This is a genomic window from Sinorhizobium saheli, from assembly GCF_001651875.1.
GTDB classification, from domain to species: domain Bacteria; phylum Pseudomonadota; class Alphaproteobacteria; order Rhizobiales; family Rhizobiaceae; genus Sinorhizobium; species Sinorhizobium saheli.
The window spans coordinates 83,943-102,861 of record NZ_LNQB01000076.1; the positions used below are offsets into that span (position 1 = coordinate 83,943).

19 protein-coding genes are annotated in these 18,919 nt (G+C 65.2%); 2 read left to right on the forward strand and 17 right to left on the reverse strand.

Annotated elements, in window-relative coordinates; genetic code table 11:
• Positions 1 to 11: 11 nt before the first annotated feature.
• Genes ATB98_RS17575 through ATB98_RS17600 form a run of 6 tightly spaced genes read right to left on the reverse strand, consistent with a single transcriptional unit; the run spans position 12 to position 5,567 of the window.
• A complete protein-coding gene (locus ATB98_RS17575) occupies positions 12 to 1,271 on the reverse strand; it encodes a TRAP transporter large permease subunit (RefSeq protein ID WP_066875780.1) in 1,260 nt (419 codons plus the stop codon).
• The gene (locus ATB98_RS17580; protein ID WP_066875781.1) at positions 1,268 to 1,798 is read right to left on the reverse strand and encodes a TRAP transporter small permease; all 531 of its coding nucleotides are present in this window, start codon (positions 1,796 to 1,798) and stop codon (positions 1,268 to 1,270) included. The genes ATB98_RS17575 and ATB98_RS17580 overlap by 4 nt, the downstream gene beginning before the upstream one ends.
• 27 nt (positions 1,799 to 1,825) lie before the next feature.
• Complete coding sequence (locus ATB98_RS17585) at positions 1,826 to 2,830, reverse strand: TRAP transporter substrate-binding protein (protein ID WP_066875782.1); 1,005 nt, start codon at positions 2,828 to 2,830, stop codon at positions 1,826 to 1,828.
• A 60-nt stretch (positions 2,831 to 2,890) separates the two neighbouring features.
• Positions 2,891 to 3,928, reverse strand: coding sequence for a transketolase family protein (locus tag ATB98_RS17590; RefSeq protein ID WP_066875783.1), 1,038 nt, complete (start codon positions 3,926 to 3,928; stop codon positions 2,891 to 2,893).
• Positions 3,925 to 4,764 (reverse strand): transketolase, encoded by an 840-nt coding sequence (locus ATB98_RS17595; protein ID WP_066875784.1) that lies wholly within the window; start codon positions 4,762 to 4,764, stop codon positions 3,925 to 3,927. The genes ATB98_RS17590 and ATB98_RS17595 overlap by 4 nt, the downstream gene beginning before the upstream one ends.
• A gap of 41 nt (positions 4,765 to 4,805) precedes the next feature.
• Positions 4,806 to 5,567, reverse strand: a complete 762-nt coding sequence (locus ATB98_RS17600; RefSeq protein ID WP_066875785.1) for an SDR family NAD(P)-dependent oxidoreductase — start codon at positions 5,565 to 5,567, stop codon at positions 4,806 to 4,808.
• 139 nt (positions 5,568 to 5,706) lie between these two features.
• Between ATB98_RS17600 and ATB98_RS17605 the strand changes: the two genes are divergently transcribed.
• Positions 5,707 to 6,591, forward strand: coding sequence for a LysR substrate-binding domain-containing protein (locus ATB98_RS17605; protein ID WP_066875786.1), 885 nt, complete (start codon positions 5,707 to 5,709; stop codon positions 6,589 to 6,591).
• A gap of 18 nt (positions 6,592 to 6,609) precedes the next feature.
• Here the strand turns inward: ATB98_RS17605 and ATB98_RS17610 are convergent, their stop codons facing one another.
• The 6 genes from ATB98_RS17610 to ATB98_RS17635 form a co-directional block, all read right to left on the reverse strand.
• Positions 6,610 to 8,136, reverse strand: coding sequence for an FAD-dependent oxidoreductase (locus ATB98_RS17610; protein WP_066875787.1), 1,527 nt, complete (start codon positions 8,134 to 8,136; stop codon positions 6,610 to 6,612).
• Between the two features lie 242 nt (positions 8,137 to 8,378).
• Positions 8,379 to 8,948: a hypothetical protein gene (locus ATB98_RS17615; RefSeq protein WP_066875788.1), complete on the reverse strand. Its 570-nt coding sequence runs from the start codon at positions 8,946 to 8,948 to the stop codon at positions 8,379 to 8,381.
• The gene (locus ATB98_RS17620; protein ID WP_066875789.1) at positions 8,945 to 9,331 is read right to left on the reverse strand and encodes a hypothetical protein; all 387 of its coding nucleotides are present in this window, start codon (positions 9,329 to 9,331) and stop codon (positions 8,945 to 8,947) included. The genes ATB98_RS17615 and ATB98_RS17620 overlap by 4 nt, the downstream gene beginning before the upstream one ends.
• A 75-nt stretch (positions 9,332 to 9,406) precedes the next feature.
• Complete coding sequence (locus ATB98_RS17625) at positions 9,407 to 9,736, reverse strand: DHCW motif cupin fold protein (RefSeq protein WP_066875790.1); 330 nt, start codon at positions 9,734 to 9,736, stop codon at positions 9,407 to 9,409.
• Positions 9,737 to 9,800: 64 nt separating this feature from the next.
• Entirely contained in the window at positions 9,801 to 10,208 is a 408-nt protein-coding gene (locus ATB98_RS17630; RefSeq protein ID WP_407695295.1) for a VOC family protein, read from the reverse strand.
• Positions 10,209 to 10,378: 170 nt separating this feature from the next.
• Entirely contained in the window at positions 10,379 to 11,278 is a 900-nt protein-coding gene (locus ATB98_RS17635) for an EamA family transporter (protein ID WP_066875791.1), read from the reverse strand.
• A 95-nt stretch (positions 11,279 to 11,373) separates the two neighbouring features.
• Between ATB98_RS17635 and ATB98_RS17640 the strand changes: the two genes are divergently transcribed.
• On the forward strand, positions 11,374 to 12,276 hold the full coding sequence (locus ATB98_RS17640) for a LysR family transcriptional regulator (RefSeq protein WP_066875792.1): 903 nt from the start codon (positions 11,374 to 11,376) through the stop codon (positions 12,274 to 12,276).
• Between the two features lie 96 nt (positions 12,277 to 12,372).
• On the opposite strand, the gene ATB98_RS17645 is transcribed toward ATB98_RS17640, so the two are convergent.
• From ATB98_RS17645 to ATB98_RS17665, 5 genes are all read right to left on the reverse strand, one after another.
• The gene (locus ATB98_RS17645; RefSeq protein ID WP_066875793.1) at positions 12,373 to 13,167 is read right to left on the reverse strand and encodes an inositol monophosphatase family protein; all 795 of its coding nucleotides are present in this window, start codon (positions 13,165 to 13,167) and stop codon (positions 12,373 to 12,375) included.
• Between the two features lie 28 nt (positions 13,168 to 13,195).
• Positions 13,196 to 14,257 carry an ABC transporter ATP-binding protein gene (locus ATB98_RS17650; RefSeq protein ID WP_066875794.1) on the reverse strand — a complete coding sequence of 354 codons (1,062 nt, stop codon included), beginning with the start codon at positions 14,255 to 14,257 and terminating at the stop codon, positions 13,196 to 13,198.
• Positions 14,254 to 16,485 carry an ABC transporter permease gene (locus ATB98_RS17655; protein WP_066875795.1) on the reverse strand — a complete coding sequence of 744 codons (2,232 nt, stop codon included), beginning with the start codon at positions 16,483 to 16,485 and terminating at the stop codon, positions 14,254 to 14,256. The genes ATB98_RS17650 and ATB98_RS17655 overlap by 4 nt, the downstream gene beginning before the upstream one ends.
• Positions 16,486 to 16,575: 90 nt before the next feature.
• Positions 16,576 to 17,601 carry an ABC transporter substrate-binding protein gene (locus ATB98_RS17660; protein ID WP_066875796.1) on the reverse strand — a complete coding sequence of 342 codons (1,026 nt, stop codon included), beginning with the start codon at positions 17,599 to 17,601 and terminating at the stop codon, positions 16,576 to 16,578.
• A 143-nt stretch (positions 17,602 to 17,744) separates the two neighbouring features.
• The gene (locus ATB98_RS17665) at positions 17,745 to 18,767 is read right to left on the reverse strand and encodes an ABC transporter substrate-binding protein (protein ID WP_234781930.1); all 1,023 of its coding nucleotides are present in this window, start codon (positions 18,765 to 18,767) and stop codon (positions 17,745 to 17,747) included.
• Positions 18,768 to 18,919: the final 152 nt, after the last annotated feature.

Here is an 18,919-nt window from a genome sequence, read left to right on the forward strand (position 1 = left end):
GTGCGTCGCTGTCAATAAAGCGTCAGGCCGGGAATGAAGCTGACGCCGAGCAGGAGCAGCATCGCCATGCCGAAGAACGGCCAGAGTTCCCGCGTCGTCGCGCCGAGCGGAGCCTTGGCGATCGAAGACGAGATGAACAGGGTCGTGCCGATCGGCGGCGTGTAGAGGCCGATGCCAAGGTTGATCACCATCATCAGGCCGAGTTGCACACGGTCGAGACCGATGGCGTCTGCAAGAGGCACGAAGATTGGGCCGAGCAGCAGGATTGCCGGCGGCATGTCGAGCGGCATGCCGACGATCAGCATCAGCACGTTCATCAGCAGGATGATGAGGACGGGGCTCGAGATGTTGCTCGCCACCCATGCCGCCATCTGTTGCGGCGCCTGGTCGAAGGTGAGGACCCAGCCGACGGCGGCACTTCCCATGATGACGAGCATGACGACGCCGGTCGCAACGCCGGCCTCGACCACATTCTCGCAGAACCGCGTCCATGTCAGGTCGCGGTAAAACAACAGGCTGAGCAACAGGGAATAGACGACCGACAGCACGGCCACCTCGGTCGGGGTGGCGAAACCGAAGCGCAGGAACAGGACGATCAGGACGGGCAGCAGAATCGCCGGAAAGCTCTTGAGCGCCAGCATCGCCAGCTCACTCTTCTTCACCTTCACCGCCTGCGCATCATATCCCCGCCGAACCGACACGAGCCAACAGACGAAGACGAAGCTCGCCGCCATGATGAGGCCGGGCAGGAATCCCGCCAGAAACAGGTTGCCGACGCTGACGCCGCTAATCAGCGAATAGAGGATCATCGGGATCGACGGCGGGATCAGGACGTCGATGACCGCCGAGGTCGCATTGTTTGCGGCGCAGAGCGCCGGCGGATACCCCTGCTTCTTCTGCCAGGGAATGAGCACCGAGCCGAGCGCGCTGGCATTGGCGACGGCCGAGCCCGATACCCCGCCGAAGACGACGGAGGAGACGACCGTCGTCGACAGCGGCCCGCCGCGCCACCGCTGCATCGCCTTCGACGCCAGCTCCAGGAGCTGCCGGCCGAGTTCGCCTCCGAGCATCAGCGTTCCGGCGAGCATGAAAAATGGCAGCGCCAGCATGGGGAATGACTGCGTCTGGTCGTAGACCTGCTGCGCGACGATCGACAGCGGCACGTAGCCGTTGAAAAGCACGCCGATGCCAGCGGCAATAATGAGGGCGTAGCCGACCGGCACGGCGAGGACCATGAGAATGGAGAACGAAAGGATCATCATCAGCGTCATAGCGGCATCTCCTCTGCCCCGATCCGGGTCCGCTGCTCCCAGCCGAAACGAAGCACCCTCACCGCGACGGCGATCGTGACGATGGCGACGAGGAAGGCGCCGACGGCGAGCGAGTAGTATCCAACGCTGTTCGGCAGTTGCAGGACGGGACTGTGTTCGACGCCCGCGATCTCCGCCACGACGATGGCCTGATAGCCGAGCACCAGGAAGGCCGAGGCGCTGACCGCACTCGCGAACACGAAGGCGGCGCTCCGGCGCCGCCCGCCCAGCTTGTCGTAGAGCCATTCGACCGCCATGTGTCCGCCCATATGCGCGGCGAGAACGATGCCCGCCAGAATGAACCAGGGGAAGATCAGCATCGGCAGCTCCTGCGCGAAGGAGAAGCCGCCCCCGCTCAGCGTGTAGCGGGCGACCACATTGCCCGTGGTGACGAGGGTGAGTGCGATCCCGCTTGCGATCACGACGAAGCGGGCGAGCCGCACGATGACCTTCTCGACGATGGCGACGAGTTGCAGCAGCATAAGCATGGCGGCGCTCCGGTCTGGCGAGGGCGGCTACGCCCTCGCCTCCGCTTCGATCTGGCCGACGAAATCGCCGAACGGCTTCTTCTTCCAGACATCGGCAACGGCCGCCGTCGCCTTCACGAAGGCCTCGCGATCCACGTCGACGACTTCGACATTCGCGTTGCCCTTGAAGGCGGCCAGAACCTCCGACGCTTTCTCGTTGGAGAGTTTTCGCTGCAGCTCGCCCGCCTCCCTGGCTGCCGCTTTCACCGCCTCGAGGTCGCTTCCAAGTCGCGCCTCCGCGATCTTCGACATCAGGAACGGCGTCGATTCCCACTTGTGTGCGGTGAGGCTGATATAGCGATTGACCTCGTAGAGCTTCGAGCTCTCGATGTTGGCGAGCGGATTCTCCTGCCCGTCGACGACGCCCTGCTGCAGCGCGATATAGAGTTCGCCGAAGGCGATCTGCTCCGTCGTCGCGCCGAGCGTCTCGAAGATGTCGATGGTCATCGGATCCGCCGGCGTGCGAATCTTCATGCCGGAAACATCGCCAGGCGCCACGACCTTGCGCTTCGAATTGGTGAGGTGGCGGATGCCGTTGTCCCACCAGTCGAGCGGAACCACGCCGACCGCTTCGAAGCGCTTGTTCAACTCCTCTCCGATGGCGCCGTTGAGAAGCTTCATCGCCTTCTCGGTGCTCTCGAACAGGAAGGGTAGGCCGAGCGCCGCCAGTTCCGGCACCAGGGCCGATGTGGCGCCCTGGCTGTTTGCCGTGAAGTCCAGTGCCCCGGTGCGCAGGCTCGTCAACATGGCGGCGTCGCTGCCGAGCGTCTCCGCCCCCGCGACATTGATCTTGACGCGCCCCGACGTCTTCTCGGCCACCAGCTCTGCGAATTTGGCGGCCGCGACGGTCCGCGGGTTTCCGGGTGCCGCGCCGTGACCGAGCGTCAAGGTCGTTTCGGCCCTGGCGGGGCGGATGGTGCTGACGAGCGCCGGCGCGGCAAGAGCCGCCACGGCCGATGCGAGAAACGTACGTCTGTGAAGTTGCAAGCTCATTGTCTCCTCCTCAAGTGCTTACATCGAAGGCGATCCGGCTCCTCCAAGCCGGATTGCCCCCTATTCGTCGAGCCACCCCTTGATCGCCGACACGACCTTGCCGGTCGAAAGCCCGTATCGGTCGTGCAACGTCGGCAGGGCGCCCGCCTCCAGGAACTGATCCGGAAGTGCGATTTGCCGGAAGGCCGCGGGGCGGACATCCGAGCGCATGAGCGTGGCGCCCACGGCCTCGCCAAGCCCGCCGATGACCGTGTGGTTCTCGGCGACGACGACAAGGCGGCCGGCCCTTCTGCACTCCGCAAGGATCGTCGCCTCGTCGAGCGGCTTGATGGTCGGAACGTGCAGCACGGCCGCGTCGACACCGTCCCTCTGGAGTTCCTTGGCCGCGTCCAGCGCCCGCATCGTCATCAGGCCGGACGAGATGATCAGCGTGTCCCGTCCGTCCCGGAGCAGCTTCGCCTTGCCGAGCTCGAACTCGTAGCCGTATTCATCGAGCACGAGCGGCACGTTGCCGCGCAGCAGCCGCATGTAGACCGGCCCCTTGCGGGCGGCGATCGCCGGGACCGCCTGCTCGATCTCGTGCGCGTCGCAGGGGTCGATGATCGTCAGGTTCGGCATGCCGCGGAACATCGCGATGTCCTCGGTCGCCTGATGGCTGGGGCCATAGCCGGTGGTGAGGCCGGGCAGCGCGCAGACGATCTTGACGTCCAGCATCTCCTCGGCGATCGCGAGGCAGATGAAGTCATAGGCGCGTCGTGAGGCAAAGACCGCATAGGTGGTGACCCACGGCTGGAAACCTTCCCGTGCCATGCCGGCCGCCGCCATCATCAGGAGCTGCTCGGCCATCCCCATCTGGTAGAACCGGTCGGGATGGGCAGCGCGGAAGATGTGCAGGTCGGTGTATTTGGCGAGGTCGGCGGAAAGACCGACAATGCGGGCGTTCCTTTCCGCAACGGCTGCCAGCGTGTGCCCGAACGGCGCCGGCTTCGTCGGCTGGTCCGGCCCGGCAATCGATGCGATCATCGCGGAAGTGGTAAGCCGCGGCGCACCGCCGCCATTTTGCAAGTGCTCCGGCCGAATATATTTGGAACGTCTCATGCCACGGCTCCCGCATCGATGATTTTCAGGGCTTCGGCCCATTCATGCGGCTCGACCCGCAGAAAGTGGTTGCGCTCGCGCGCCTCCAGGAATGGCACGCCCTTGGCCATTTTCGTGTCGCAGATGATCAATCGCGGCTGGGCTCCAGCGTGGTGCCGGGCGGCATCGAAGGCCGTCACCAGCGCGTCTATGTCGTTGCCGTCGACGCGCTGCACGAACCAGCCGAAAGCCTCGAACTTCGGTGCAAGCGGCTCGAAGTTCATCACCCCGAGCGACGGCCCGTCGGCCTGCATCTGGTTGACGTCGACGATGCCGATCAGGTTGTCGAGCTTGTAGGAACCGGCCGACATCGCCGCCTCCCAGGTCGAGCCCTCGTCCAGCTCGCCGTCCGAGAAGAGATTGTAGACGAATGATTTCGAGCCCTTGCGCTTCAGCGCCAGCCCCATGCCGACGGCGATGCCGAGCCCGTGGCCAAGCGACCCGCCGGTGATCTCCATGCCGGGCGTATAGGCCGCCATGCCGGACATCGGCAGCCGGCTATCGTCGGTGCCGTAGGTCTCGAGCTCGTCTTCCGGGATGATCTTCGCCTCGATCAGGGCGGCATAGAGCGCGATTGCGTAATGGCCGATCGACAGCAGGAACCGATCGCGGCCCTCCCACTCCGGGTCCTCCGGACGATAGCTGGTGGCGTGGAAATACGAGACGGCGAGCACGTCGGCGACGCCGAGCGCCTGCGCAATGTAGCCCTGCCCCTGGACCTCGCCCATCCGGAGCGCGTTGCGCCGGATGCGTCTCGCGCGCTCGCTCAAGCTCACATTGTGACCGATGTCGGCCATTCCTCTCCTCCTTCCGTGGTACTGGCTGGAAGTCGCGGGGATCAGTGGATCAGCATTCCGCCGTTGACGTCGATCACGGCGCCGGTGACGTAGGCCGACAGGTCGGAAGCGAGGAACAGGTAGATGCTGGCGACATCGCGCGCCTCGCCGAGCCTGTTCAGGGGGATGCCCCTGAGGATGTCCGCCCGCATCTCCTCGGTGAGCTTGCCGCCGGTGATATCGGTCTGGATGAGACCGGGCGTCACCGAATTGACGCGGATGCCTGCCGGGCCGAATTCGCGCGCCATGGCCTTGGCAAGCCCAAGAACGCCGGCCTTGGCTGCCGAATAGTGCGGCCCGCCGAAGATGCCGCCTCCACGCTGGGCGGAGACCGACGACATGCAGGCGATCGATCCGCCGCCATTGTCGCGCATGTTCGGAATGAAGGCCTGGCTGAGGTTCAGGACGCCCGTCATGTTGACGGCGACGATGCGCTGCCAGTCCGCGTCGGAAATCTCGAGCGTCTTCACGGGCTGCGTGATGCCGGCATTGTTGACGAGCACGTCGACCGCGCCGAACGCCTCGATGGCCGCCTCGGCCGCAGCCTTGCACGACGCCCGATCCGTGACGTCGCAGCTAAGGCCGATGTGGCCGCCTTGCCCGACCGGTGCGAGGGTGGACGCCGCTTCGCCGGCCGCTGCCGCATCGATGTCCAGGATGGCGACCCGGGCGCCGTTCTCCGCAAAAAGCTCGGCCGTGGCGCGGCCGATGCCGCGCTTGCTTGCCGCGCCCGAAATGACAGCGGTCTTTCCTAGCAATAGCATTCAGATCTCCTCCCGAAGCCTCAGGTCCTCTTCGTCCGCATGGCGGTCGGCCGCTTCGATGGGGAGAGAATTGAATGAACGGGCGGTCTGCTTCAAACGCCAAGTTTACACCGGTAGATGACTCTGCTTCACTAATCGGATGCTGAACATGATTTCTCTTTCCTCCATGCGCATCTTCGAGTCGGCCGCCCGCCTCGGCTCCTTCCGGGCCGCAGCCGAGGAACTGAGGCTTTCGCCGAGCGCCATCAGCCATGCGATCACGCGACTCGAGCGCGACCTCGGCGCCAGCCTCTTCGAACGGACGACGCGCAACGTCGAACTGACGCTGGCAGGCCAGACGCTGCTCACCCATGCGTCCAACGCCTTTGAGGAGCTGCGCCGCGGCGTTGAACTCATTTCATCCAAAAAAGCGCAATTGCTGCGCGTCCATTGCGCGCCGAGTTTTGCCGCGCAGGTGCTGTCGCCGCGCCTGCCGCTGTTTCTCAAGGAGAACCCCGGCATCGAAGTGCGGTTCGCCGCCAGCACCGCCTATGCCCGCTTCGTGGACGGGCTTTTCGATGCGGACATCGTCTATGGCGAGCCGCTCGATCGCGAGGGCCTCATCGTCATTCCGCTCGGAGAGGAGATCGTCGCTCCGCTCTGTTCGCCGGAAGTCGCCAGAAGACTCGATTCGCCCCGCGACCTCCTGCGGCAGCCGCTCATACGCAGCGATCTGAAGCGCATCCAGTGGATCGACTGGTTCGAGGCGAACGACCTCGGGCGGCCGCCCGCGCCGACGATGAGCTTCGACAGAAGCTTCCTTGCGGTGGACGCCGCCGCCAACGGGTTGGGCGTCGCACTCGAATCGGACGTGCTGGCGCGCCGCGAATTGGAGAACGGAAAGCTGGTGCGGCCCTTCGCAGGCAGGTGTCGCGACACGCGCTACATCGGTCACTATCTCGCCTATCCGAAATCGGGCAGCCAACGCCGCCTGGCGAGGATTTTCGCCGAGTGGCTTACGCGGATCATGCAATCGGGCATCTGATTGCGCAGCGTGATGTCTTCACGCCGCCGTTTCACACTCCATCGCCACCTCGATCATCAGGTTTTCGATGTCGCGGGAGATCGAAGCGGCAGCCAACAGGCGTCCGTCGCGCTTGAAGCGCATGAGGCAATCCCTGCCGGAAATGTCGCCCTCGACCGTGATTTCGTCCCACCCTTCGGCATGGCCGACATAATTGATCCTGACGTCGTAATGCCGGCTCCAGAAGAAGGGCACGGCCGTGAACCTCTCGCGCCGGCCGAGCATATTGAGCGCAGCAGTTTGCCCCTGCCGCTCGGCGACCACCCAATGTTCGACGCGAATGTTCTCGCCGCAGTGGGGATCGGGCCAGCGGGCAATATCTCCGGCCGCGAAAATCTCCGGCCGGCTGGTCTCAAGGAAACTATTCACGAGGACGCCGCGGTCGGTTGCCAGCCCCGCCGTTTCGGCAAGCCCCGTGCGTGGCCGCACGCCGATGCCGGCGACAACGAGGTCGGCGGCCAGCCGGTCGCCGCCGCTGAGTTTCACCGCCTCGCCATCGATGCTGCTTGCCGTCTCCTCGAGGTGGAAGACGACGCCGTTCTTCTCGTGAAGGGTCCGGATGAAGGCGCCCATCTCGGGCCCCAGAACCCGCCCCATCGGGTGCTTGTCGGGCGCGACCACGTGGACGTCGATGCCGCGACCGCGCAGGGCCGCGGCGACCTCGAGGCCGATGAAACTCGCTCCAAGCACGACGGCGCTACGCGCGGTCGCGGCCCGCGCGATGATGGCCTCGCAGTCCGCAAGGGAGCGCAGCGTATGGACATGGGGCTGGTCGGCACCGGGAATGGTCAGGCGAACCGGCTCCGCTCCGGTCGCCAGCAGCAACCTGTCATATGGGACGGCGTCGCCGCCGGCGAGGATGACCTCGCGGGTGCCGGGCTCGATCCGAACCGCCTGCGTCCCGAGACGGAGATCGATCTGGTTTTTCGAATAATAGCTCTCCCCCCTGAGCGGAACCCAGCTCGCCGGCGCCTTGCCGGCAAGATAGTCCTTGGATAGGTTCGGCCGGTCGACCGGCCGCGCCGCGTCGTCGCTGAGCATGACGATGCTGCCGCGGTATTGCTCGCGCCGCAGCCTCTCGGCGGCGGCAAAGCCGGCCGCGCCGCCGCCGACGATGACGATCCTCTCCGGCATCGCTCCGACAGCGGCAGTCGGTTCTCCGCGCTTGCGCTTGCCGACCACAAAGACATGGCCGTCGCGCTGTTCCACCGACCAGCATGCCAGCGGGCTGAAGGCGGGCGCGCGCAGCGCCTCCCCGGTCCTCAGGCTGAAACATGCGTGGTGCCACGGGCAGCGGACCGTGTCGCCATCGACGAGTCCGTCGACGAGCGGGCCGTTGTAATGCGTACAGTGCGCGTCGACGGCGAAGATTTCCGCCCCGCGGCGCACGAGCAGCACCTGCGCATCGCCGCAATGGCCGACCAGCCTGCCTCCGTCGGGAAGGTCGGCAAGTTTGATTCCGCCCGCCAGATCGGGCCCGCTTGTGCTTGTGTGTCCAGGAGCCATTCGCTTCTCCCTTCACTGTCGGGGATGGCCGCGGCCGTGGGTGCCGAAAGGCGCTTTTCAGCCAGTTTGGTACCCCTGCCTTCGTTAGGCAAACGAATTTCACCGCCTTTTGCCGCGGGCCGAACCAAAGCCTTCCGGTCCTGCGAGGTCAGGCCCTTCTTCACGATCATCCTTGACCGACGGGATGCCCCAGGCGCTGCAGAGACGTGCGAGAAAGGTCGGCGGCTACGTGAGCCCCAGCCTCACGACGTCCGTTCACTTGTTCCCGCATCCACGCCGGCATCCCCCATGCGGGACCGTAGTTCCCTATAGATCGGCTCGCATGCGTTGCCATAACCGAGTCCGCGCTTCAGCAGCGGGAAGAAGAGGCCCGAAACGGTCGCGGACGCAAGGCCGGCAACGCCGCGGCGCCCCCAGCGGCGCTCACAGGCTTCGAGCACCTCCGGTAGACACGGATCGTTTTCGATCACTGCCCGAGCATATCGCCGCGCGAGTGCCATCGCTTCCGGTGCGTTGGCGGCAGGGCCGACCAGCAGTGCAGCAATGCTCTCCCGGGGGATATCCGCTTCGACCGCCATGGCGATCGCCAGGTTCAGACAGGAGCCGCAATCGGCCCACTCGGCGCCCGTGATCTTCGCGGCGAAATAGGCCTCTTTGGGAACACCGAAACGATGGCCGGTAAACCCGGTCGCCAGTCCCAGCTTCAATGCGCCGATCGCGTCGAGGTCGGCGATCTCGCAGAGATAGGCTGCATCGTACTTGTACCTTCGCTGGAATTTGGCGAACTGGCGCTTGAGGAGGGCGGCGATCATCGGCCGCTCCTCACGCGGGCGCCCGCGGCGAGGATGCCTGAGAGCGGCAGCAGGGCCGGAACGACGATCAGGGCGATGTCGCGGAAGGCGGCCACCGCTGTCGTCCCATGGGTGAGCATCTCTGCGGCATGAAAGCCGGCATGTCCGCCGAGGAAGACGACGGCCGGAACAAGGATCTGCCGGTCGGCGTCGCGCGTGGCAGCGAGAAAGATCCCGGCGGCAGCGGCCAGGAAACCGAGACCGATATCCCGGATAAAATGGAGATTGATTGCGCCGGTCTCCGTGACCCCGGGAACGAACTCGTACCAGGCCTCTGGCGCAGCCAGCATGAAAGCGCCGTTGCCGGCATGCCAGGCGGCGAGAGCAAGAAGAAGTTTGCGCATCGTGGCAGTCTCCGATGGGAAGACAAGAAGCCCGGCCGGGCGTGACAGCGGCTTACGCTTTTTTGGGCGCAGCAATCAATCGACGATGAAGAGCTTGGCGCCCACCGGTGTGAAGGAACGATGGGGCTCCGCATTATCGGCCACCTGATAGCTCATTCCGGGCTTCAGCACGAACCGCCTTCCGTCCTTCAGTTCGGTATGCAGCTCCCCCTCGAGGCAATAGAGAATGTGGCCCTTGGAGCACCAGTGGTCGGCAAGGTAGCCGGGCGTATATTCGACGACGCGAACGCGCAGGGCTCCGAACTGCCTCGTGCGCCAATAGGCGAGGCCCGTCTCTCCCTTATGCTCCGCCGCCTCGATGTCCGACCAGTCAGTCACGCCAAACGGAATGCCGTTTATCTCCATGTGCAGATCGCTCCTCTGATGACGACGAATGGCCGCCCTCTGCCGCCACCGCCGGGGACGCTTTTTACGAAATGTCGCCGCGGTGGGCGATGTGAATCTTGTTGCCGTCCGGATCGCGAAGATAGGCGCCATAGTAACCTTCGCCGTAGCGCGGCCTCGGGCCGGGCGTCCCCTCGTCCTTGCCGCCGTGCGCCAGCGCCTCTGCATAGGCATGGTCTACCGCCGCGGGCGATGGCGCGAGGAAGGCAACCATCGAGCCGTTGCCGGCGCTCATCGGTTTTCCGTCGTAGGGCCGGAACACGAAGAAGCGGGGCAGCACCTGCCCCGGGACTGTCCAGCACGCCGCCTCCGGCCCTCCATCCGGCACGACCGGCCGCCGGGCGAGCCCAAGCGGGAGGAGCAGGGCGTCATAGAAACGCGCCGACCGCTCCAGGTCGGTGCAGCCGACGGTGATATGGCTAAACATGCTCATGCTGACTTCCTTTAAACAGAGGCGGCCCGGGTTCGCCCGCGGGGGGGCGGACCTTGATCGTCGGCCAGGGATTAGCAAGGCGACGGGGGATCAAGGAATGGAATAATTCTGATGGCGGCATGAGTTCCGCTTATCCGCCTGCAGCACGCGCTTCTCATGCTTATTGCCCGTCAGGCCTGGCTCGACATCGTGCCGGCGGCGCTTGCGGTGACCACCAGCGCCACGCCGAGCATCTGGCTCGGCGTCAGGTCCTGCCCAAGCACGATGAAGCCGGCGCCGGCGCCGATGGCGGGTTCGAGGCTCATCAGGATGCCGAAGGCCGACGCCTTCATCCAGCGGAGTGCGACGAATTCCAGGGCATAGGGAAGCAGCGGCACGAGGAGGGCGAGGAGCCCGGTCGCAAGGATGAGATCGGGCGAAAGCCCGAGCGCGGCCCGATGCAGGCCGAACGGCGTCGCCACGAGGGCGGCGAAGAGCAGCGAGACGGACAGGCCTTCGAGCCCGGTGAACTCTCGGCCGGCATGTTTCATCAGGACGATGTAGCTGCCCCAGCCGACAGCGGCGCCCAGCGCGAAAAGCACGCCGAGCCTGTCCCCGACCCAGGCGCTGCCGTCCCAGGAGAGGCACAGAACGCCGGCCGCCGCAATCGCCGGGCAGACGAGGCGCCATCGGCCGCCGCCAAAGAACGTGGCAACCGTCAGCGGGCCGAGAAAGTCGATGGCGACGGCGAGGCCAAGGGGAATGCGCTCGATCGCGGCAAAGAAGGAGAGCGTCATCATCGCCATGGCGGTGCCGAGCGCCGCCGCGGCGATCCATTGCCGCTTCCCATAGCTGAGGAGAGGCGGGCGGACGAAAAGCGCGAGCGCGAGGGCCGCGAAGCAAAGCCGCAGCCAGGTCGCGCCGAAGGATCCGAGCTCCTGCATCACCGGCTTCGAAAATGCCGCGCCGAACTGGATGCTCGACATGGAAAGAAGGCAGAAGACGATCGCGAGATACCTCTGCCCGCGCTCGCCTGCCGCCTTTGCCGCGGCGGTCCAGGCTTCGCCCTCAGCGCTCTTCAGGTCGGTCATGTTCGAAATCCCTCGCTTTCCTCTTGATCAGGAATAGCAAAGCCGTAGCATTGAGGAATGCTGATAATCTTGATGATGATATAAGGGATGCTGATATGCGAGATCTGGAGACAGGGTTGCTGCGCGCCTTCGTTGCGACGGCGGAATGCGGCAGCGTCAGTGCCGCCGCCGTCCGACTGGCGAGAACCCAGTCCGCCGTTAGCATGCAATTGCGCCGGCTGGAGGACGATCTCGGGGTGAAGCTGCTCACACGCGGGCCGCGCGGCATGGACTTGACCGAGGCCGGCCACGTTCTCCTTCCCTATGCGCAGAAGATATTGGGCTTGAGCGCGAGCGCCCGCCGCGCGCTTTCGGGCCGTGCTCCGCATGGGCCCATCCGCTTCGGCATGACCGAAGACATTGCCGTCGGCGCGCTGCCGAAGGCGCTGCAGCGCTTTGCCGCGTCCTACCCCGATGTGGCGCTCGATCTCGCCGTCGCCGACAGCCCGGCGCTTTCGCAGAAGCTCGCGCTCGGGCTCGTCGACGTCGCCATTGGCGACCCGGCGGAGATCAGCGCGGCGCCGGCGCGTACCTGGCGCATGCCCTTGAAGTGGGTGGCGGCGCGCGGCTTCGTCGTGCCGGACCAGGAGCCGCTGCCGCTTATCACCTTCGATGGCACCTGCACCTGGGACCGCAGGATGATCGGCGCCCTCGACGCGATCGCGAAACCCTGGCGCACGGTACTGACCAGCGCCAGCCTCTCCTCCATCCAATCCGCCATCGAAGCGGGTCTCGGCGTCGCGGTGCTGCTCGACGTCGGCATACGGCACGACACGATGAAGGTCCTGGGTGCCGCCGACGGCATGCCGCCGGCCCCCCTCGTCGAATTCGGTTTGTTCGTAGCCGGGGGAAAGGGCCTTTCCTCGGGCGCGATCGGAGCTCTCTGGGAATTTGTCTCCGACGCGCTCCAGGTTTCTGCAGCGCCGCGCGTCTTGTCAGACGCGCAAAGCTCGCTGTAGCGCTTCGAACCCCTGCATTTCATGCGACGTCAGGTGAATCCACCTGGGTGCAAAACGCGCCAGGTGCCGAGGAGCGCCTGGGCGGACGGGCGCGGTTCAGCCATGAAGCGCCAGCAGGTCGCCATAGACGCTCCGATTGCTGGCAAGCACCGGATGACCCTCCAGCAACGCTTCGCCCTCGGTCGGAAAGGTCAGGTAGTCGCCGCCGGCTTCCTTGACGAGGCAGTAGCCGGCCATGCAGTCCCAGGCGCGCATGTGCGGCTCGTAGTAGCCGACCAGTCGACCGGCCGCGACATAGGCGAGCATCAGCGCCCCCGAGCCGTTGCGGATGAAGTTGCCGCCCATCGCGAGCAGCGCGGCAATGATCTGGCCGACCCGCTCCGGTGCGACATAGTTGTTGCAGCCGATGCCGGTGATGGCGTTCTGGATGGTGCGCGACGGGTCGAGGTTGAGTTTCGCTCCGTTGAGGCTCGCGCCTCTGCCGGCAGCCGAAGCATAGATCTCGCCATCACACGGGACATGGATGACGCCGATCACCGGCACGCCCCCGTGGAGCACTGCGATCGACACGCACCAGGTCGGCAGGCCGTTGACGAATGGCGCGGTGCCGTCGATCGGGTCGACGGCCCAGGTATAGCCGGAGGTGCCGTCCACATGGCCGAATTCCTCGCCGAGGAACCCGTCCGCCGGAAACCGGGCGGCCACGCGCTCGCGGATCAGCGTCTCGACGTTGCGGTCGGCGATCGAAACGACATCCTGCGGATCGCGCTTGGTCTCGATCACCAGCGTGTCGCGCTTGTTGAAGTAGTCGAGGGCGAGCGCGCCCGCTTCCTCGGCAATCGACTGGGCCAGGGCAAAGCGCTGATCAAGGCCCGCTTCATGCATGGTCATGCTATTTTTCCTTCCGAGTGAGAGAAGATTACGCCGTGATCAGCGCAACGCCACGGTTTTTGAGGCCGAGCGTGACATCGGCGTCAGGCGAAAAGCCGCGATCGACGGCGTGGTCGACGATGAACAAGGGGCCGACATCGGTTTCCACCTCGTATTCGATATGATCGCCGAGATAGGCCGAGTGCAACACCCGCCCCTTGATGCCCGTCCCGTTGTCGGCATCCAGGGTGATTGCGCCCGGGCGTATGGCGAGCTTGGCCGCACCCGGCTTCGCGTTGCGTCCCTGCAGCCGGTGCTCGAGACCGCCGACCCGGACGATCGTCTGTTCGCCCTCGGTAGCGACGACCTCGCAGGCAACGACATTCGCCTCACCCATGAAGTCGGCGATGAAGGGCGAGGCCGGGGCTTCGTAAAGCTGGCGCGGCGTACCGGACTGACTGATCTCGCCATCCTTCATCACGATGATCCGGTCGGAGACGGCGAGCGCCTCGTCCTGGTCATGCGTGACATAGACGGCGGTGAAGCCGAGCCGTTGCTGCAGTTCGCGAATGTCGGTTCTGACCTTGCGGCGCAGCCGCGCATCGAGGTTGGAGAGCGGCTCGTCGAGGAGCAGCACCTGCGGTTCGAGAACCAGCGCGCGGGCCACCGCCACGCGCTGCTGCTGGCCCCCGGAAAGCTCGGCCGGCAGGCGCTCGCCCATGCCGGCAAGGCCGACGAGCTTCAGGCCGTCATCCGCCTTCGCCCGCGCCTGCCTCCTGCTGAGCCCGGAGGACTCGAGCCCATAGGCGACGTTGTCGAGCGCGGTCATGTGCGGGAAAAGCGCATAGGACTGAAATACCATCGAGACGTCGCGGGCATTGGCCGGCAGCATCGTCACGTCCTTGCCGCCGATCAGGATGCGGCCCGAGGTCGGATGTTCGAGGCCGGCAAGCATGCGAAGGGTCGTGGTCTTGCCGCAGCCCGAGGGACCGAGCAGGGTCACCAGCGTGCCGGGCTCGATGGTGAGCGACAGATCGGGAATGGCTGTGAACGAACCGAAGCTCTTGCGGACATTCTCGAAAACGACGGAACCGGGTTTGACGATAGTCATGCGGTTTTCTCCTGACGAACGGAAATGGGTGAAGTTTGGGAGAGGCCGGCGACGCGGTTCTCGCGGCGCAGCCGCCGCTCGCCGACGAGGAGCTGGAAGCCGGTGATGACGGTGATCATCACGACGATCAGCATCGAGGAATAGGCGATCGCCACGCCGTATTCGCCGTTCTCGACGAGACCGACGATGTAGGACGTCGCCATGTTGTATTCGGCGCTGACGAGGAAGATGACGGCACTGATCGAGGTGATCGCCCGTACGAAGGAATAGACGAGCGCGGCGTTGATGGCCGGCCGCAGCAGCGGCAGGATCACCTTGCGGATCGTCCGGAAGCTGCCGGCCCTCAGCGTCAGCGACGCCTCGTCCAGGCTCTTGTCGAGCTGGCTCATGGCGGCAATGCCGCCGCGCACGCCCACCGGCATGTTGCGGAAGACGAAGCAGGCGACGAGGATCAGGGCCGAGCCCGTCATCTCCACCGGCGGCAGGTTGAAGGCCATGATGTAGCTGACGCCGATGACGGTGCCGGGAATGGCGAAGCTCATCATCAGCGCGAACTCGAAGACGTTGCGGCCGGCGAATTTCTGGCGGACGATGATATAGGCGGTGAGCAGACCGACGATCGCCGTCAGCGGCGCCGAGATCAGCGCGATCTCCATGGTCGTCCAGAAGGAGTTCCAGGCGACCCCGGTCCAGGCGATCCCGCCATTGTCGAAGCCGACGGAGAAGGCGCGGGCGTAATGGTCGAGCGTCAGGGAATTGTCGAGGCCCCAGGTTTTGACGAAGCCGCCGACGAGGATCATGCCGTAGACCACCAGGGTGAAGACCATCCACGGGATGACAACCGCATGCACGCCGATCGACAGCCCGCGCGGCAGGGCGAGATGGGCACCGCTGTCGCCCTTGCCGGTGACGGTGGCGAAATTCTTGCCGGAGAGCCAGAAACGCTGCGCCAGGAAGGCCGAAAGCGTGAAGCAGAGGAGCACGATGGCGAGCACCGCCGCCCGCGCGGGATCGTTCTGCGAGCCGACCACGGCGAAGAAGATCTCGGTCGAAAGCACGCCATGGCTGCCGCCAAGCACCAGCGGGTTGCCGAAATCGGCCATGCTCTCGATGAAGCCGATCAGGAAGGCATTGGCGAGGCCCGGCTTCATCAGCGGCAGCGAGACGCGGCGGAAGGTGCGCCAGCGGTCGGCGCGAAGCGTCTGCGAGGCCTCCTCCATCGACGGGCTGACCCCCTCGACCACGCCGATCAGCACCAGGAAGGAAATCGGCGTGAAGGAGAGAACCTGGGCGATCCAGATGCCGGTCATGCCGTAGAGCCAGCGGCCCGGTTCGACGCCGAACAGGCTGGACAAGGCCTCGGTCACCACGCCGGCGCGGCCGAACAGCAGCGTCAAGGCCAGGCCGATGACGAAGGGCGGCGTGATGATCGGCAGGACCGTCAGCAATCTCAGGCCCTTCTTGAACGGAAAGCGGGTGCGTGTCGCGACGAGCGCGAAGGCGAGACCGAGCAAGGTCGAGCCGAGCGCGGTCATGATCGCCAGGAACAAGGTGCGCCACGCCACCCCGCAAACTTCTGCCCCGAGGACGCAGCCGAGGCTCCAGATGCCCGGATCCTGCAGGTTTCGAACGAAGTCAGTGGGATTGAACGAGCCGTCGAAATCCTGAACGGCGCCGATGAACATGCTGCCGATCGGGTAGAAGACAAATACCGCGACAAGGAAGACGAGGGTCGAGATCGCTCCCACGATGAAGGCATCGCCCTTCATCGCGCCGCGTTCCGCGAGGCCGAAGGCAAACAGCAAGACGAAGACCTGCGCCATCAGCGCCGCCCCCGCTCCCATGGATGGCTGACCGTCCGAAAGCGTGCCGAACAGCGCTTCGCTGATCGTCCAGGTCCAGCCGGCGAACCCGATTGCCAGTCCCTGGGCGGCGAGGAACAGAAGGCCCAGCCCGCCCGCGGCGGCCAGGACCAGGCCACGCCGCATCGGGTGGCACATGCCGCGAGCGAGGCAGCCGACGGCGAACAACAGCAAGACGCCGACAAGCCAGGTCCTGCCATGGGTGAAAATCTGCAGCAATCCGGGTGCCGTCTGCGCACCTGAGGGGAAATCGGCAAGCCAGCCGAAACCGAAGAAGCCGCCCTCTATCCTGTACCAGGGCACGAGCGTCAGCGCCGCGGCCCCCAAAGCAAGGACGATGTCCAGTCTGCGATTGCCATTCATCATGGCGAACCTCGCTCTCGTCACGTAGGAATTGTCAGGAAGACGCCGGACATCCGGGCATTGCCGCCCGAATGCCGGCAAGCCGATTTCGGCTCAGTTGGCGACAGCGCCGATCTCGCGATCCCAGCGTCCCAGCAACTCCTTGCGCTTGGCCGGATCACCATAGGTCTTGAAGTCGTAGTCGATCAGCTTGATGCTCTCGAACTTCGGCGCCTCTTTCGGCACTTCAGCGGACTTGTTCGACGGCAGTTGGAAGGACTTCGCGTCCTTCATGCGCGACTGGACTTCCGGCGACAGCGCCCAGTCGTACCAGGCCTTGGCATTGTCGAGGTTTCGCGCACCCTTGATGATCGACATCGAGCCGATCTCGTAGCCGGTGCCTTCGCAGGGTGCCACGGGCTTGACCGGGAAGCCCTCGGACGCTTGCGCGACGGCATCATGCATGAAGACGATACCGAGGCCGGTCTCGCCGCGGGCCGCCGCCTTCACCGGCGCCGAGCCGGATTTGGTGTATTGCGAGACGTTGGCATTCAGCTTCTTGAGATAGTCGAAGGCCTCGTCTTCGCCCATGATCTGCACGAGCGAGGCGAGCGCGGTATAGGCGGTGCCCGAGGAGTTCGGATTGGCGATCTGGATTTCGCCCTTGAGCTCCGGGGCAAGCAGATCCGCCCAGCAGGCCGGCTCCTTGAAGCCCTTGGCCTTGAAGATGTCGGTGTTGTAGCCCCAGCCGAGGGCACCGGCATAAACACCAACCGTGCGGTAGCCGGAGCTTTCCGCCTGCTTCTTCGCCCAGTCATGCAATTGGTCGAGCGCCGCCGACTTGTATTCGAGCGTCAGGTTCTCCGACGCTGCCTGCAAATGCGGGTCGCCCGTGCCGCCCCACCAGATATCGGTCTTCGGGTTGCGGGCCTCGGCCCGGACCTTGGCGTAGGTTTCGCCGGAGGATAGTCGGACCATGTTCACCTTGATGTCGTGGGTCATCTCGAAATCGGCTTTCAACTGCTCGCAGATGACGACGTCGGCCGAGCAGATGAGGTTGAGTTCGCCGGCCGCCCGGGCTTCGAGGCCGCCGAGCGCCGTGGCGGCGAAAACCAGGATCGAGAGGGATTTCAGTCGCATGGCTATCCTCCTGTTGCGTTGCGTCTGAGGGTATTCCGGTCGCGCGCCGTGCCCGCCACGGGCAAGACGCCGGCCATCGGCGCCGCGAGGTCGCGGCCCGTTTCGGGATCGGTTTGGTCAGCGTTGGAGTTCAGTTGCCGACGTCAGTTGGTGGCGAGGATCTCCGTGTCGAAGCGCCTCAACAGCCGACTTCGCTCCTCCGGCGATCCGAACGTCGCGAAATCGTAATCCACCATCTTGATCATCGAGATGTCGGGGGCGGCGGCCGGCAGCGCGGCCTTGGCGTTGGACGGCACCTGATACTGCCCGGCGACGACACCCGTCGCCTGGCCCTCGGGGCTGAGGGCAAAATCGACAAAACGCCGGGCTGTCTCCAGGTTGCGCGCGCCCTTGAGGATGCTCACGGCCCCTATTTCGTAGCCGGTGCCCTCGCAGGGCGCGACGATGACGAGCGGCGACCCCGCCTGCTTCTGCGTCACCGCGTCGTGCATGAAGGAAATCCCGATCAGCGTCTCGCCGCGGGCGGCCGCCTTGACCGGCGCCGAGCCCGACTTGGTGTATTCCGTGACGTTGCGGTCGAGGTCGCCCATGAAGCGGAAGGCTTCGTCCTCGCCGAAGAGCTGCACAAGGGCCGCGAGCATGGTGAACGCCGTTCCGGACGAGTTCGGGTTACCGGTTTGGATACGGCCGCGATAGGCGCTGCTCGTCAGGTCTTTCCAGCATGTCGGCGCCGGCACCTCGTAGCGCGCAAGCAGCTCGGCATTATAGGCAAACCCCAGGGCGCCGGCATAAATCCCCGCGGACCGGCCGCCGGAGAGCGCAAGGAAGTTCTGCGCCCAGGGCAGCAAGTCGCGCTCGTTGTTTGAACGATACGGCTGCAGCAGGCCTTCGGAGCCGGCCTGAAGATGGGCGTCGCCGGTGCCGCCCCACCAGACATCGACCGTCGGATGCTGGCGTTCGGCGCGAACCTGATCGAGAATTTCCCCGCTGCTCTTGCGGGTCATCACGACATCGGTGCCGCTATTGGCCCGGAAGGCCGCGGCCATCACCCCGCACCAGCTCTCATCGACGCCGCAAAGGACGTTGAGCGTCGCGCCCGCCGTGCCGATCCCCGATGATCCGAGCCAGAGGCCAAGCCCCAGGCCAAGTGCGGTGATTGTTCTCACCTTCGCCTCCCTCATTGGAACCTCCCCGTTCCAATCGCTGAAACCAGCATCTCAGATCTGCCCGCCGCCGCAATCGAAGAATGGTTACCGTTATGTCAGCGCAGGAGCGCAAGCGTTTCACGCATTACAAAAATTGCAAATGTGACAATCAC

Coding starts and splice junctions, on each gene's coding strand:
- ATB98_RS17580 (WP_066875781.1), bottom strand. CDS start 1,798: ATGCTTATGCTGCTGCAACTCGTCGCCATCGTCGAGAAGGTCATCGTG.
- ATB98_RS17605 (WP_066875786.1), top strand. CDS start 5,707: ATGCTGAACATGATTTCTCTTTCCTCCATGCGCATCTTCGAGTCGGCC.
- ATB98_RS17640 (WP_066875792.1), top strand. CDS start 11,374: ATGCGAGATCTGGAGACAGGGTTGCTGCGCGCCTTCGTTGCGACGGCG.
- ATB98_RS17630 (WP_407695295.1), bottom strand. CDS start 10,208: ATGAGCATGTTTAGCCATATCACCGTCGGCTGCACCGACCTGGAGCGG.
- ATB98_RS17620 (WP_066875789.1), bottom strand. CDS start 9,331: ATGCGCAAACTTCTTCTTGCTCTCGCCGCCTGGCATGCCGGCAACGGC.
- ATB98_RS17590 (WP_066875783.1), bottom strand. CDS start 3,928: ATGAGACGTTCCAAATATATTCGGCCGGAGCACTTGCAAAATGGCGGC.
- ATB98_RS17595 (WP_066875784.1), bottom strand. CDS start 4,764: ATGGCCGACATCGGTCACAATGTGAGCTTGAGCGAGCGCGCGAGACGC.
- ATB98_RS17625 (WP_066875790.1), bottom strand. CDS start 9,736: ATGGAGATAAACGGCATTCCGTTTGGCGTGACTGACTGGTCGGACATC.
- ATB98_RS17635 (WP_066875791.1), bottom strand. CDS start 11,278: ATGACCGACCTGAAGAGCGCTGAGGGCGAAGCCTGGACCGCCGCGGCA.
- ATB98_RS17615 (WP_066875788.1), bottom strand. CDS start 8,948: ATGATCGCCGCCCTCCTCAAGCGCCAGTTCGCCAAATTCCAGCGAAGG.
- ATB98_RS17655 (WP_066875795.1), bottom strand. CDS start 16,485: ATGATGAATGGCAATCGCAGACTGGACATCGTCCTTGCTTTGGGGGCC.
- ATB98_RS17660 (WP_066875796.1), bottom strand. CDS start 17,601: ATGCGACTGAAATCCCTCTCGATCCTGGTTTTCGCCGCCACGGCGCTC.
- ATB98_RS17585 (WP_066875782.1), bottom strand. CDS start 2,830: ATGAGCTTGCAACTTCACAGACGTACGTTTCTCGCATCGGCCGTGGCG.
- ATB98_RS17600 (WP_066875785.1), bottom strand. CDS start 5,567: ATGCTATTGCTAGGAAAGACCGCTGTCATTTCGGGCGCGGCAAGCAAG.
- ATB98_RS17575 (WP_066875780.1), bottom strand. CDS start 1,271: ATGACGCTGATGATGATCCTTTCGTTCTCCATTCTCATGGTCCTCGCC.
- ATB98_RS17650 (WP_066875794.1), bottom strand. CDS start 14,257: ATGACTATCGTCAAACCCGGTTCCGTCGTTTTCGAGAATGTCCGCAAG.
- ATB98_RS17645 (WP_066875793.1), bottom strand. CDS start 13,167: ATGACCATGCATGAAGCGGGCCTTGATCAGCGCTTTGCCCTGGCCCAG.
- ATB98_RS17610 (WP_066875787.1), bottom strand. CDS start 8,136: ATGGCTCCTGGACACACAAGCACAAGCGGGCCCGATCTGGCGGGCGGA.